This is a genomic window from Streptomyces sp. GbtcB7 (assembly GCF_019091445.1).
Classification (GTDB): Bacteria; Actinomycetota; Actinomycetes; order Streptomycetales; family Streptomycetaceae; genus Streptomyces; species Streptomyces mirabilis.
In genome coordinates this window covers 1-13,275 of the sequence record NZ_JAGXJM010000052.1, presented here as the reverse complement: position 1 = coordinate 13,275, position 13,275 = coordinate 1, and the positions used below count along the sequence as shown (strand labels likewise).

The window sequence follows — 13,275 nt, the reverse complement described above, 5'->3', positions numbered from 1 at the left end:
CCCTCGCCAGGGCGGTCAGAGGGCACGGGGGGATCAGAAACACGTACTTGAGCTGAGCACGCTCGTTCACCGGAGGCTAGAGCGGCCAAGCACCACTGCGAACGTCCAGCTATCACTGAACTGTGACTGAGCACTTCCGTTGGCCGTTCTGAGCATGGCAGGTGGCCGGAGATTGCTACGCGGTGGTGTGGCGCTTGGCCTCGGCGGTGATGATCTTCAGTGCCTCGGTGATGCGGTCCTGGTGGGTGCGGTGGGAGACCACGCACACGCGCAGGGTGTAGCGGCTGTCGACGATCGTGCTGGAGAGCACGATGCGCCGGTGGCCGTTGATCCGCTCCAGCAGACGGCGACTCGCCTCATCGGCCCGCTCGGCGGCGGCCCGGCTGCCGTCGGCGGGGCGGACGCGGAAGATCACGGTGGACAGGTCAGGGCGCTGCAAGACCTCCAGCTCCGCGACACCGGACAGTGTGTCGTGGACGTGTTCGGCCAGGTCGAGCTTCTCGTCCAGGGCCTTGCGGAAGGCGTCCACGCCGTGCAGGTGGAGGGGGAGCCAGGCCCGCAGGCCGCGGATCTCGTGGGTCAGCTCGGGCCCGAGCCGGCCGGAGTCAGGGACGCTTCCCGCGGCCCCCATGTCCTGGAGGTAGCTGCCGGTGCCGTCGTGCGCGGCGTGCAGGGCGGCGAGGTCGCGGACGACCAGGGCGCCCGTGCCGAACGGCATGAACAGGGTCTTGTGCGGGTCCAGGGTGATCGAGTCGGCCTCCTCGATACCGGCGAGGCGTTCCTCGCCGCGTGCGGTGAGCCGGAAGAAGCCTCCGTAGGCCGCGTCGATGTGGAACCACACGTCCTCGTGGCGGGCCAGGTCGGCCAGCTCGGGCAGCGGGTCGACGGTGCCGGTGTCGGTGGTGCCGGCGGTGGCCACCAGCAGGAACGGCCGCAGCCCGGCGTCCCGGTCGGCGCGGATCATCGCGGCGGCGGCGTCGGGGTCCATCCGCAGGTCCGGGGTGTGCGGCACGGTACGTATGTGCGCGGCACGGATGCCGCCGAGGCGGGCGGCCTTGGCGACGGAGTGGTGGGCGAAGGCGGTGGTGTAGACGGTGCCGCCGGCGAGATCCTCGCCGAGCCGGTCGTGCCGGGCGGCGACCGTCGCGGAGAAGGTGGCCATCGAGCCACCGCTGGTCAGCAGGCCGCCGCTGCCCGCCGGGAGGCCGCACACCTCGCGGGCCATCCAGCGGATCACACTCTCCTCCAGCGCGGCGAGGGCCGGGGCGACCGAGGCCAGGCCGCCGTAGCGGTTGACGGCACGGTTGTAGAACTCGGCGAGCGCGGCCGAGAACAGACCGCTGCCCGGGATGTACGCCAGGTGACCGGGCCCAGCCGTCTCCAGAGCGCAGTCGGCCGCCTCGTCCAGGCGCGCGAGCAGAGCCTTCAGGTCACCGCCCCGGTCGGGCGGCGGCGCCAGGAAGGACTCCACCAGGTCGGCCTCCGCCTGCGGCGACAGGGGGCTGGTCGCGGGGCGTGCCGCGAGCTGGTCGGTGCGGTCGACGACACGGTCCAGGACGAGACGGCCCATTTCAGTCATCATGGTGCGGTCGGGTTCCAGGGGGAAGGGGTGCATGAGGCAGTCCGAAGGCGGTGAGAGGGAGTACGGGGGTGGCAGCGGGACCGGCTTCGCGGCCGCGGCGCGTGACCAGAATGCGCCGCCGAGCCCGGCACACGATGGCTTAGTGAGTGCCTCTACGGCGTCATGGTGCAGGATTGTTCGCCGATACAGCCGATACGCTGCATTTCATGCCACGCCCCCTGTACGACCGTATCGACCGGGCGATCCTGGACCATCTCCAGCGCCACGGACGCACCCCCAACGTCGACCTCGCCGAGGCCGTACGCCTGTCACCCTCGTCCTGCCTGCGCCGCACCAAGGCGCTGGAGGAGGACGGGGTCCTGGCCGGCTACCGGGCCGATCTGGACCGCGAGCGCCTCGGCCTCGGGCTGACGGTGTTCCTCTCCCTCAAGGTCGAGCACTCCCGCACCACCTCCCAGGTGGTCGAAGAGGCACTGAAGGCGATCGACCACGTGGTCGCCTGCCATGTGGTCTCCGGCGACGCCGACTTCTTCGTCGAGCTCGCCGTGCCGGACCTGCGCACCTTCGAAAAGGTGCTCACCGACCAGATCCTGGCCATCGGTCCCGTTCGCGACGCCCGCAGCACCTTCTGCATCCGCACCGTCATCGACCGCGGCCCTCTACCCCTCAGCTCCTGGCCCGCCCCGCGTGCATGACCGGACGACACGGCCTCACCTGCTTGGGGAATACACCCCGATTGCCCGGCCCGAAGATGAAGCAGCAAGCTGAGCGCCGCAGTGGCTTCCCAATGGAGAAGCCAAGCTGTGTGGGGGGCAGTCATAAACCCCGTTGAGACCGTTCGTGATCTCTCCTAGGTTGGCCCGCGTGACGATCGAGGTGCCCTACCAGCCGCTTCCGATTCACCAGTCAGATGTGCGCTACGCCCATGGCCCCGACTCCGCCGCGCAGCCCGGCGTGCCCGCCGGCGAGACGATCGAGTTCGACTGGAGCGACAGCGCGATCTACCCGGGAACGTCACGGAAGTTCTGGGTGCACGTGCCCGTGCGGTACACGCCCTCGGAGCCGGCGTTGCTGATGGTGTTCCAGGACGGATGGTGGTACCTGGACCCTGAAGGGGAGGTCCGCGGCGCGATCGTTCTGGACAATCTCGTCCACCGCGGTGACATCCCGGTCACCATCGGCGTGTTTGTCGACCCGGGGGTCTTCCCAGATGCTGAGGATCCGAAGAACCGCAATGTCGAGTACGACGCCTACGACGATCGGTACGTCAGCTTTCTCCTAACAGAGATCATCCCTGAGGTCACGAAGCACTACTCGATTGCCGAGGACCCCGACCGGTGGGGCATCTGTGGTGGCAGCAGCGGCGGGAACTGCGCCTTTACCGCGGCGTGGCTGCGCCCGGACAAATTCCGCCGGGTGATCGGGTACTTGTCCAGCTTCACGCAGATGCCAGGCGGCAACCCATACCCCGAACTCATCCCCCGCGTCCCTCGCAAGCCGCTGCGCATCTTCATGCAAGCGGGCCATCGTGACCTGCGCTGGAACGCGCCCGAGGCAAACTGGCTCGCCAACAACCTGCGCGTCGCGGCCGCGCTCGCAGAAGCCGGCTACGACTTCCGCCTTGTCCTGGGCGATGGCGGCCACAGCCCCAACCACGGCGGGGTCCTGCTGCCCGATGCCCTGCGCTGGTTGTGGCGGTCGGACGATCACCTGGACTAACCGGTGGGCTGAGGCACGGCGACTTCGTAGAGGCGGCCGTCCCGGATTAGGGCCCACAAGACGTTGACTCTGCGCCGGGCGAGGGCGATGACGGCCTGGGAGTGGCGTTTGCCCTCAGCGCGCTTGCGGTCGTAATACGTCCGCGAGTTGGGGTCGTAGCGCACACTCATCAGGGCGGACATGTAAAAGACGCGCTGGAGACCCCGGTGGTAGTGGCGCGGCCGGTGCAGGTTGCCGTTCCGCTTCCCCGAATCGTGCGGTGCCGGAGCCAGACCAGCGAATGCCGCGAGCCCGTCCGGACTGGCGAAGTTCGCCAGGTCGTTGCCGATCGCGGCGAGGAACTCGGCACCCAGCAGCGGGCCGATGCCGGGCATGCTGGCCACGATCTCGGCGAGCTCGTGCGTCCGGAACCTTGCCTCGATGAGCCGGTCGACCTCGGCGACCTTCTCGTTGAGGGTCTGGACCTCCTTGGCGAGCGTCCGAACGAGCTGAGCGACCACAGTTTCGCCCGGAACGGCGGTGTGCTGCCGCTGTGCGGCCTCCACAGCCTTCTTCGCAAGCTCCTCTGGACATCGCCCTGGAGATGTACGACCGCATCGTCGGCCTGGTCCTGGACCAGATCGCCGTCGACGGATCGATCACCAAGGCACCCGGAGGTGGAGAAGCCGCCGGACGTTCACCGGTCGACCGAGGCAAACAAGGCCTCAAGCGATCAGGAATGACAGACGGCTATGGAATCCCGCTGGGCCGTGTCCTGGCCGGAGCGAACTGCCACGACTCGCCGCTGCTCGCCCCGACTCTGGACCTCCTGGATGAGCTCGGCCACTGCCCGACGCCATCACCGTGCACCTGGACGCCGGGTACGACTCGGGCAAAACCCTCACCACACTCGACGAACGCGGATTACGCGGCCGGATCGCCCACAAGGGCGAGAAGGCCCCCATCCAGGCCACCCAACGCTGGCACGTAGAGCGCACCCACGCCTGGCAGAACGCCTTCTGCCGGCTTGCACGCTGCTACGAACGCCGGATCGAGGTCGTCAACGCCTTCTTCGACTTCGCGGACACCGTCATCACCGTGCGTAGCCTCATCCGCCGAGCCTGGACCACCCACCGCTGGGAGGGACGCCCCCGGCGCCGACCGTTGACGACCACGTACCTTCCCCCGAGGTGTGGATCGAGCTGCTGGATGGCCTCAGCGCAGTCCGCTCCGCTTGATCTCCTTCAAACCGCGCCCGGGGCGGCTTGCTTCTCCTGGTTGTCTGCAAGGAAGTCGGTGATCCGGTGGTTCGTCTGGGTGGGCATGGCGGTGGGCATAGCAAAGTGGGTGAGGTCGGCGAGGATCTCGATCCGGGCGTCCGGTACGGCTTTGCGGGCGCAGGCTGCGACTTTCGCGGCGTCGTGGGCGTCGCTGCGGCCGGCGAGTAGGATCAGCAGCGGAACGCTCAGTGCCGTCGGGTCCGGGCGACGGCCGACGACCAGTTTCCGGTTCGCGAAGCCCGAGACCGCCAAGGCATAAAGCCGCTTCCAGCCCAGGTCGGTGTCGGTCCCTGCGGTCTCGCGGTCCAGGTAGACGCGTGCGCGGGCTTGCGTCGGGCGGAGCAGTATCGGCAGCGAGCGCAGCAGGAAACCCGGGCGGAAGCTGGCGAAACACTGGGTCGGGTCGAGCAGTACCAGCCGATCGACCCGCCGCGCGGCGTGCACGGCATAGGTCAGGGCGATCCAACCGCCGTAGGAGTGGCCCAGCAGGTGCATGCGGGACACGGCGAGGCCGTCGAGCAGCGCGTCCAACCAGGCCATCAGGTCGGTGGTGGTGCGCAGCGGGCGTCCACCGGGGATGCTGTGTCCGGCATCGCCCAGGATGTCGACGGCCAGCACCCGGTGGTGCGTGCCAAGAGCTGGGGCATTGGCGAACCAGACCGCGCCGGTGGAACCGCCGCCGTGTAGAAGGAGGACTGGAGTGGCGTCAGCGGGGCCGTAGGCGTGGACACGGGTGGTCCCGTACGGGGTGGGAACGTCGATCTCGGCGGTACCGGTGGGCCAGCGGGCGAGCAGTGCGTCGTAAGCGGCGAAGAACTCTTGGGATGAGGACACGGTGAACCCCCGGAGAATCGTCTCGTTGACCAAGCATCTCGCTTAGCGAGATACTAGCCCGGTGAGTGATGACATCAACCCCGCGATGCGGCTGGTCCATCTACTGCGCGCAGTGACCGTGGAACTCGATCTGCGCGGCGCCGAGTTCGCCGCGAAAAACGGCCTGCACCCGACCGATCTGCGGGCCCTCATCCACCTGCTTGACGCCGACCGGGCGGGCACCGATGTCACCCCGGGACGACTCGGTGCGGCGCTGCGGCTCAACTCGGCCGGCACCACTGCCCTGCTCGACCGGCTGGAGCGCCTGGGGCTCGTCCACCGCAGGCGCGATGAAAACGACCGACGGCGCGTCGTACTGACGGTGGAGCAGAAAGCCGTGGAGCTGGGTCGGTCCTTCTTCGGCCCGCTCATCGCCAACCTGGTCGAGGCGACCGAGGACTTCACCCCGGGCGAACTGGACATCGTTCACCGCTACCTGACCGCCGCCCTTCGAGCAGCCGCTCCCGGCTACGACGCGTCGACGCCCGCAGCCACCGCCGGGATGCCGCCAACACCACAGCCGTTCCCACAGCGGTTCGGTCAGCCATGATGGCAGCGCAGGCACATGATCTCCGGTGGTCACAGAGCGTCGCAACTCCATGATCACGGAACCGTGTCTGTCCCCGTCTGCCGACCGCCTATCTGCGCGACCTCTTATTCGGTCTGTGGCCCTGTCGGCCGGCCGCCCGTACCAACAGGCGGAAGGGAGACGAGCATGGATCTGCTGCACGAGCGGTGCGGCGGCGGGGACTTGGGCCGGCGCGACTGCAAGGTGTGCATCCGAGTGCCGGGACGGGGAACACGGCGCCATCAGGAGGTGCGCACGTTCGCCACGACCACCGGCGGGCTGCTGGAGCTGCGGGACTGGCTGCTGGCCAAGCAGATCACGGTCTTCGGGATGGAGGCCACCGGCTCGTACTGGAAGGCGCTGTATTACCTGCTGGAGGCCACCGAAGGGATCGAGCCTTGGCTGCTGAACGCCCAGCACATGAAGGCAGTTCCGGGCCGCAAGACCGATGTGACCGACGCACAGTGGATCTGCCGTCTGGTCGAGCACGGCCTGGTCCGCCCCTCGTTCGTGCCCCCGGCGAAGATCCGGCGTTTACGGGATCTGACCCGCTACCGCACCGAGACCTGCCAGGAACGCGCCCGGGAGATCAACCGGCTGGCCAACTTGCTGGAAGACGCCGGGATCAAGCTCGCGTCGGTGGTCTCCGACCTCAACGGGGTCCCCTCCACGGCCATGCTGGAAGCCATGGCTGCCGGGGAACGCGACCCCGAGGTGCTGGCCGACATGGCCCGTGGCGCCATGCGCCGTAAGCACGATGCCCTCGTCGAGGCGCTGCAGGGGAACTTCACCGACCACCACGGCTTCATGGTCACGGTGCTGCTGCGTGCGATCCACGATGCCGATGCCCGTGTCGCGCTGCTGGAGGAGGAGATCGAGCGCCAGATCGCCCCGTTCCGCCGCCAGGTCCAGCTGCTGATCACGATTCCCGGGATCTCCACCATGGTGGCCCACGTGATGATCGCGGAGACCGGGGTGGACATGAGTCGCTTCCCCACCGCCGGGCATCTGGCCGCCTGGGCCGGGCTGGCCCAGGAAACCGTGAGTCTGCGGGCAAGCACAAACGCGCCCCGACCCGGCACGGCGACGTCTGGCTCAAGGGCGCCTCGGGCATCGCCGCGCTGAACATCGGTCACCGCAAGGGCGGCTACATCTCCGCGCGGTATCAGCGGTTGCGCGCCAGGCGCGGTGACAAACGTGCCGCCGTCGCGATCGCCCACACCATGCTCGTGGCCGCCTACCACATGCTGTCCCACGACGAGCCCTACCACGACCTCGGTCCCGACCATGCCGCCCGCCGTCTGAGCGAAGAAAGCCGACGCCGACGGCTCATCACCCAGCTCGACGCCCTCGGCTACGACGTCGAACTCCACCGCCGGGAGGCCGCCTGAGGGGATTTTCAAGAGAGCCAGCAGGACGAGCGGTCCGGCACTGGTCAGGACGAGCGCGCGTTCCAGCGCAGGGAACATGCCGGTCAAGGCGGAGCGCAGCCGGTTGATGGACCGGGTGCGGTCGCGGACGAGGTCGGCGCGACGGTTCGTCAGGAGTCGGAGCTCGATGATGGCCTCGTCACTGGGCCTCAGTTCCTGGAGGTCCCGGCGGATCCGAGCCTGGTCGGCGATGACGAACGCGTCGCGTGCGTCGGTCTTGCCCTCGCCCCGGTAGCCGTCGCTGGCCCGGTTGACCACACGGCCAGGAATGTAGAGGACCTCTTGCCCGTGGTTGACGAGTAGGGCGAGTAAGAGGGCGGGTTCACCACCGGCCATGTCCACGGCCCAGGTCACCCGGTCACCGAGGGCGAGTACAGAGTCAAGGAGCTTGAGGAGCTTGAGGAGCTCCGGCTCGTCGTTGGCGACGCGTTGGGACAGCAGTCTTTCGCCGCTCTGATCGAGTACTAGGCAGTGGTGATGAGTCTTGCCGCTGTCGATTCCAGCTCAGATCCCGTTCATGGCGCTCCAGATATCGTGCGGGCGGTTGGTGCCACGGACGACCTCGCCGGCATGGCCTTACACAGCGATCTTGCTCGCACTTCCCAATCTGGCGGCCGTGGTCGTCGTGGGGCGCCGGGCGGCCAAGCCACTCCAGCCACAGGCGGCAGCCAACTAAAAGCCACACCCGACACCCCTGGGCGGCCCAACCATACGAAGGGCTCGACCATCCCGTCCCAGGAACGTAAGGCCAACTGAGGCGCTCAGCCCGACCACAACACCGCGTACAGGAGCGACACCCGGGGTAGAATCGCGTTGTTCGAATTATATTCGATACATTAGCAACAGTTCTGGCCATGTGGCTTGAACTGAGGCGCGTGTGATCGGAGGTGGACTGTGTCGGCCTCCGGGATTGCGCACCTGCACGTCGCCTCCGGTTACTCGGCCCGCTACGGCGCCTCCCTCCCGCACGCCCTCGTGCGCCGGGCCGCCGAGCGCGGCGTCACCGCGCTCGCGCTGACCGACCGGAACACCGTGGCCGACACGGTCCGCTTCGCGAAGGCCGCGGCCGCCGCCGGCATCCGGCCCGTCTCGCGCGACAAGGTGTGGAACGCGATCATGAAAAGCGATCTTGGGCCGGCAGCGGGACGCGCAGTTCCTGAGCCCAGTAGGAGGCGGTGAGCCCGGCGCGACCCGGGCCGGCCTCGATCTCAGCCATGTCAAGTCCCTTGAGCTGACGCCCCGTTCGCAGTCCGGGCGGGCCTGGCTGATGGACGCCTGGGGCTGGGCGCCCGGCACTCCTGCGGTGAACGCGGCCGCACTGCCGCGTGTCGACGTGGGCCGCACGATCGTCAAGGAAGGCGACTCGGGCACCCGCACCTACCGGATCCCGGTCAAGATCTCCGGGCACGGCAGCGGGCAGGTCCGCGTCTACGTCCTCGACCCCGACAGCGGCCGGGCCGAGAACCGCCTCGTGACCGTATGGCCCGGCAGCGACGCGATCGACGTGCCAGTCGAGGTGAAGGGCGACACGGCCTACGGCGACGACGACGTAGAACACGACATCGCCGTCAAGGCCGTCCACAACGCCGTCGTCGGCAAGCCCCGGGGCGGGCTCACCGTCCAGAATGACGACCCCGAGCCGGTGGTCACCCTGTCACCGGTCGCGGACCGGGTGACCGAGGGAGAGGCGCTGACCTGGCGGCTGTCCATGGACGCGCCCGCGGCGGTGGACATCGGGCAAGCGGTGCGGGTGCTTCCGGTCACCGAGGGCACCGAGCTGTCCACCAAGGACGTGGACCCGCAGTGGCTCAAGGACTCGTCCGGTGACGTGCCCGACCCCGAGCGGCCGCTGTCCGACGCGCACCTGTGGGTGTGGCTGAGCATCCCGGCCGGGAGCACCAGCGTGGACTTCGTCGTGCCGACCGTGCGGGACCAGGTGGCCGAGCCGACCGAGTCGATGCGCCTCGCACTGACCGACAGAAACGCCGTTCCGCTGCCCGACAGGCCGGTGCTGACGGGGACGGTGCTAGACAAGCCGTAAGCACGATGTATGAGGGCACCCTCTTGTGCGGGGTCCGGTCTGTCCGGGCCCCGCGCTTCACAAGGTCACGCGGATCCCGACCGTCCCGTCCAGCCCCCGGCGCAGCCTGCTGCCGAAGAGCGTGAGCCGGCCGAGGATGCCGTACTTGCGGGCCAGGAGCTGCCGGTAGCGGGCGACCGGACGGCGGCGAAGGCCGCGAGGGCCATGAGCGCGGCAGCAAGAACACGCGGGGCGTCCGCAACGGAACTCCTCGAATGATCTGGGCGGTTCAGCCTTCTGCATCCGGCCCTGAGTGCCAGTCCAGTCTCACCGTCCAGGCCGACGGCACCCATCATCAGTACCGCTGCCGGGTGCGCCCGCTCGGTGGCCGACCTGAGTAGGGTCGGGGACCTGTCAGCCCGTCTGCCCCACCCCCGGGCTGACCAGCATGCCCGGACTGGGCTACCGTTTCGCTCCATGAAGGCTGGCATAGCACTGACGCTGGTCATCGTGGGGGCAGCCGCAGTGGTGGGTTCCGCCGCGGAGGAGACCCACACGAGCAGAAACAGCGGGCGCAGCAGCTACGGCAAGTCCGGCGAGCCGGGCCAGACCCCTCAGGACCAGGACCCCTCGGCGACCGCCCCCGCCCAGGACGGCACCGCGTACACCCCGCGCAGGGCCGATGAGAACGCCCGGATCGGCACGGTCTTCGAGAAGGACGACCACGGCGCCCACTTCTGCACCGCGAGCGTGGTGCAGAGCCCCGGCCGGAACATGCTGATCACCGCGGCCCACTGCGCCTTCGACGCCGACGCCGGGAAGCCGGTGGACGACCTGGTCTTCGCCCCCGACTACCGCAACGGCAACGAACCCACCGGCCTGTGGAAAGTCAACAAGGTCGTCGTCGACGACCGCTGGGCCAAATCGCAGGACGAGGACCTCGACGTCGCCTTCCTCACGGTCGACCCGAAGGACGGCAAGAACATCCAGGACGTCCTGGACGGCAACAGCCTCGGCATAGACCGCGGCTTCAACAACGAAGTCAAGATCACCGGCTACCCCACCAACCGTGACACCCCGATCTCCTGCCAGAACCGCACCACGAAATTCAGCGACACCCAACTGCGCATCCAGTGCACCGACTTCGAGGGCGGAACGAGCGGCAGCCCCTGGCTCGCCGACTACGACCCCAAGAGCCACACCGGCACCGTCATCGGCGTCCTGGGCGGCCATGAAGGCGGCGGCGACGAGAACGACGTCTCCTATGCCGCGTACTTCGACAACGACATCGCCAAGCTCTACCAACGCGCCCAGGACGAGGACGGAAACTGACCCCGGTCTCCCGCGCCCTCGCACGGCCGCCGAGAGCCTGACTGCGGCTGGACGCTTGCTAGCGCGGCTCACCCCCGCCTGCGCGGGGAGGACGATCCCTACTCGCAGAACGGTTCGTCCCGTGCCGTCGCAGCCCGGGCCTGCCTGGGCTTTCCGTTCCGACTGTCATCGATCGGCAAGTCATCCGCCGACTGGCCGCCTTCCACGCCATGACAGTCGCTGTGCCGCCATGTCACGCGACCGTTCGCAGGGCGTTGCCGACGACCTTCGCCAACTCGTCGGCGGACTCAGGGGTCAGACGGTAGAACCCCTGGAGACTGGCCGAGCGCTCGAGACGGCCGTCCACCACGTATTTCAGACCGCGGGTCTGACCTCGGCGGTTACGCCAGGTAAGCCCCGCCAGAAGATCGCCGGGGATCGGGGTATCGAAGCGTACGGGCGTCGCGTCCACGTGTACTGCCGCAGCGCCGCAGCCGCCGGCGCCGAGCATCGACCAATCGCCGTGCCCGGGAAACGCCGGGTCCTGCCACGTCTCGGGGGCGGTGCCGCAGCAGTCGCGCCGCTCCCTGTCGATCACTCGCATCCGGCTCACCACAAACACGACGCACCGGTTGACGTGCAGCGCGTACACCTCGTCCCCGACACGGGCACCCGACCAGGCAGGCAGGGAGGAATGGACGCCGCTGAAGGCGACCGGCGTCCGCTCGCCCACGCGGCCTGTCTTGCGCAGGGCACGGCAGGTGTCATGGGTCCACAAGACGGTGAAGGCATCAGACATGCCCTGATCCTATGAACGAGCACTGACAACCTTGAGCGGGACAACGCTCGTGGGGCCGGCTCACCCCCGCCTGCGCGGGGAGGACGCGCCCCCGACGCCCGTCAGGAGCGTGGGGGAACCGACGAAATACAGATTGCGCAGTGACGAAATGCTGGGCTCTGCAGGCGCTGCCCGGCCTTTCCGTTCCGACTTGTCCTTGGACAGTGAAGCCAGTCGCCCTGTCATCCAATCGAGGCGTTTGACACCGAGCCCAGGCATCCATGCCCTCGCGCCGCCCCCGACCGGCCGGAGGATCCCAAAACGATGGTCCGCAGGCGGCGTTGCGGGAAAGAATGACCGCCATGACGTACGAAGGCTCCTCCATCGACCCGGCCAAGCCCAGCATCGCTCGCGTCTACGACTACCTGCTCGGCGGCAAGGACAACTACGCCGTGGACCGTGAGATCGGCGACGTGTTCAAGCGCGACCTGCCCGGTTCGGTGGCCATCGCCTTCGCCAACCGCGCGGCCCTGACCCGGGCGGTCAGGGAGATCGCGAAGACCACCGGCATTCGGCAGTTCATCGACCTGGGCAGTGGCCTGCCGACCGCGGACAACGTCCACCAGGTCGCGCAACGGCACGCCCCCGAGTCCCGGGTCGTCTACGTCGACATCGACCCCCAAGTGCTGGTCCACGGCCGCGCACTGCTGGAGAACAACGACCGGACCCGCGTCGTCGCGGTCGATGTGCGCAACCCCGAAGGCATCCACACTCACCCCGACACCCTGGAAATCATCGACTTCACTCGTCCCGTCGCCGTCATCCTCAGCGCCATCCTCCACCACGTCAACGATGACGAGGACCCGGCTGGCATCGTCCGCTACTGGCGAGACCACGTCCCCTCCGGGAGTTACTTCTTCATCAGCCACTTCCGCTCCGGCAACAACCCGGAGACCGCGGAGGCCGAGAAGGTCCTCCAGCAGACGTTCGGCCGCGGCCGGTGGCGCACCGACGCGGAGATCGCCTCCCTGCTGGACGGCCTGGAGATCCTCGACCCCGGGATCGTCCCCGCGTCCCTGTGGCGTCCCGACGAGAGCGACAGCCCGTGGAACAGCGGCGAAAGACGAGAGCTCACGGTCTGGGAACACCTCATCGCCGCCGGACTGGCCCGGAAAGCCTAGACGTGATCCCCGGATAACGATCGCCGGGCAGCTGTGCCTCCGGCCGGCAGGTCGCCGGGGTGGCGAAGCTCCTCGGCATCGACGCCGGCAAGTGAGCGGATTGACGTCCTGCCCGACCGTACCGCCCAGACCCTGGCCGCGTGGCTGCACGAGTTTCCTGGGGCCGAGTACGTCTGCCACAACGGTGGGATTGATGTTGCGACGGGCTGGTCCATCATGCCTGGCGAAGCCGAGGACTCCTCGCCTCCCTGTGGCGGGTGGCCACAAGGCAGACGCCTTGACAGTGAAGTCAGTCGCCCCAGATCAGAGCGACGACGTCGACTGACTTCAGTGTCGAAGGTCACCCCCGCCGAGCGGCTCACCCCCGCCTGCGCGGGGAGGACGTCGGAGTGAACCTCTACCACGGCCTCCACTCCGTTGCTGACAAAATCCCCGCCCCTTGCTTGGGGGTGGGACAGACCTGCTCGCTGAGATTCCCCACCCACCCGTCGTCGTCACGCGCACCCCCCTCATGCGGTCCTGACCGGTGCGGCACAATCGCGGTCAACTGGGCG

The 13,275-nt window shown here is 68.3% G+C and carries 10 protein-coding genes and 6 pseudogenes; 10 read left to right on the top strand and 6 right to left on the bottom strand.

Going from position 1 to position 13,275, the window contains the following annotated elements; all coding sequences use genetic code 11:
* Positions 1–175 precede the first annotated feature (175 nt).
* Positions 176–1,615: an aminotransferase class V-fold PLP-dependent enzyme gene (locus KVT44_RS48835; protein WP_217574868.1), complete on the bottom strand. Its 1,440-nt coding sequence runs from the start codon at positions 1,613–1,615 to the stop codon at positions 176–178.
* A gap of 173 nt (positions 1,616–1,788) precedes the next feature.
* On the opposite strand from KVT44_RS48835, the gene KVT44_RS48830 reads away from it, so the two are divergent.
* Complete coding sequence (locus KVT44_RS48830) at positions 1,789–2,277, top strand: Lrp/AsnC family transcriptional regulator (protein ID WP_014181122.1); 489 nt, start codon at positions 1,789–1,791, stop codon at positions 2,275–2,277.
* 169 nt (positions 2,278–2,446) lie between these two features.
* The gene (locus KVT44_RS48825; RefSeq protein ID WP_217574867.1) at positions 2,447–3,301 is read left to right on the top strand and encodes an esterase family protein; all 855 of its coding nucleotides are present in this window, start codon (positions 2,447–2,449) and stop codon (positions 3,299–3,301) included.
* Here the strand turns inward: KVT44_RS48825 and KVT44_RS48820 are convergent.
* A pseudogene (locus tag KVT44_RS48820) lies at positions 3,298–3,867 on the bottom strand (transposase); the annotation flags it as partial. The gene KVT44_RS48825 and the pseudogene KVT44_RS48820 overlap by 4 nt on opposite strands.
* 5 nt (positions 3,868–3,872) lie before the next feature.
* Between KVT44_RS48820 and KVT44_RS48815 the strand changes: the two are divergent.
* A pseudogene (locus KVT44_RS48815) lies at positions 3,873–4,444 on the top strand (transposase); the annotation flags it as partial.
* A gap of 80 nt (positions 4,445–4,524) precedes the next feature.
* On the opposite strand, the gene KVT44_RS48810 reads toward KVT44_RS48815, so the two are convergent.
* Positions 4,525–5,394 (bottom strand): alpha/beta fold hydrolase, encoded by an 870-nt coding sequence (locus KVT44_RS48810; RefSeq protein ID WP_217574866.1) that lies wholly within the window; start codon positions 5,392–5,394, stop codon positions 4,525–4,527.
* Between the two features lie 85 nt (positions 5,395–5,479).
* Between KVT44_RS48810 and KVT44_RS48805 the strand changes: the two genes are divergently transcribed.
* From KVT44_RS48805 to KVT44_RS59210, 3 genes are all read left to right on the top strand, one after another.
* The gene (locus KVT44_RS48805) at positions 5,480–5,983 is read left to right on the top strand and encodes a MarR family winged helix-turn-helix transcriptional regulator (protein ID WP_217574944.1); all 504 of its coding nucleotides are present in this window, start codon (positions 5,480–5,482) and stop codon (positions 5,981–5,983) included.
* A 165-nt stretch (positions 5,984–6,148) separates the two neighbouring features.
* Entirely contained in the window at positions 6,149–7,126 is a 978-nt protein-coding gene (locus KVT44_RS48800; RefSeq protein WP_254650918.1) for an IS110 family transposase, read from the top strand.
* Positions 7,127–7,173: 47 nt separating this feature from the next.
* Positions 7,174–7,392 carry a hypothetical protein gene (locus KVT44_RS59210; protein ID WP_254650917.1) on the top strand — a complete coding sequence of 73 codons (219 nt, stop codon included), beginning with the start codon at positions 7,174–7,176 and terminating at the stop codon, positions 7,390–7,392.
* Positions 7,393–7,410: 18 nt separating this feature from the next.
* On the opposite strand, the pseudogene KVT44_RS48795 reads toward KVT44_RS59210, so the two are convergent.
* A pseudogene (locus KVT44_RS48795) lies at positions 7,411–7,929 on the bottom strand (IS110 family transposase); the annotation flags it as partial.
* Positions 7,930–8,325: 396 nt separating this feature from the next.
* Between KVT44_RS48795 and KVT44_RS48790 the strand changes: the two are divergent.
* Both KVT44_RS48790 and KVT44_RS48785 read left to right on the top strand, forming a co-directional pair.
* A pseudogene (locus KVT44_RS48790) lies at positions 8,326–8,520 on the top strand (PHP domain-containing protein); the annotation flags it as partial.
* 97 nt (positions 8,521–8,617) lie between these two features.
* Positions 8,618–9,472, top strand: a pseudogene (locus tag KVT44_RS48785) (hypothetical protein); the annotation flags it as partial.
* A 57-nt stretch (positions 9,473–9,529) separates the two neighbouring features.
* On the opposite strand, the pseudogene KVT44_RS48780 reads toward KVT44_RS48785, so the two are convergent.
* A pseudogene (locus tag KVT44_RS48780) lies at positions 9,530–9,646 on the bottom strand (PPOX class F420-dependent oxidoreductase); the annotation flags it as partial.
* A gap of 282 nt (positions 9,647–9,928) precedes the next feature.
* On the opposite strand from KVT44_RS48780, the gene KVT44_RS48775 reads away from it, so the two are divergent.
* Positions 9,929–10,783 carry a serine protease gene (locus KVT44_RS48775; RefSeq protein WP_217574865.1) on the top strand — a complete coding sequence of 285 codons (855 nt, stop codon included), beginning with the start codon at positions 9,929–9,931 and terminating at the stop codon, positions 10,781–10,783.
* Positions 10,784–11,015: 232 nt separating this feature from the next.
* Here the strand turns inward: KVT44_RS48775 and KVT44_RS48770 are convergent, their stop codons facing one another.
* The gene (locus KVT44_RS48770; protein ID WP_217574864.1) at positions 11,016–11,561 is read right to left on the bottom strand and encodes a hypothetical protein; all 546 of its coding nucleotides are present in this window, start codon (positions 11,559–11,561) and stop codon (positions 11,016–11,018) included.
* A 332-nt stretch (positions 11,562–11,893) separates the two neighbouring features.
* Between KVT44_RS48770 and KVT44_RS48765 the strand changes: the two genes are divergently transcribed.
* Positions 11,894–12,721, top strand: a complete 828-nt coding sequence (locus KVT44_RS48765; protein WP_217574863.1) for an SAM-dependent methyltransferase — start codon at positions 11,894–11,896, stop codon at positions 12,719–12,721.
* Positions 12,722–13,275: the final 554 nt, after the last annotated feature.

Bases quoted from the DNA above. Each gene is read 5' to 3' on its own strand.
- KVT44_RS48835 (WP_217574868.1), bottom strand. From the start codon at position 1,615: ATGCACCCCTTCCCCCTGGAACCCGACCGCACCATGATGACTGAAATG.
- KVT44_RS48830 (WP_014181122.1), top strand. From the start codon at position 1,789: ATGCCACGCCCCCTGTACGACCGTATCGACCGGGCGATCCTGGACCAT.
- KVT44_RS48805 (WP_217574944.1), top strand. From the start codon at position 5,480: ATGCGGCTGGTCCATCTACTGCGCGCAGTGACCGTGGAACTCGATCTG.
- KVT44_RS48800 (WP_254650918.1), top strand. From the start codon at position 6,149: ATGGATCTGCTGCACGAGCGGTGCGGCGGCGGGGACTTGGGCCGGCGC.
- KVT44_RS48775 (WP_217574865.1), top strand. From the start codon at position 9,929: ATGAAGGCTGGCATAGCACTGACGCTGGTCATCGTGGGGGCAGCCGCA.
- KVT44_RS48770 (WP_217574864.1), bottom strand. From the start codon at position 11,561: ATGTCTGATGCCTTCACCGTCTTGTGGACCCATGACACCTGCCGTGCC.
- KVT44_RS48765 (WP_217574863.1), top strand. From the start codon at position 11,894: ATGACCGCCATGACGTACGAAGGCTCCTCCATCGACCCGGCCAAGCCC.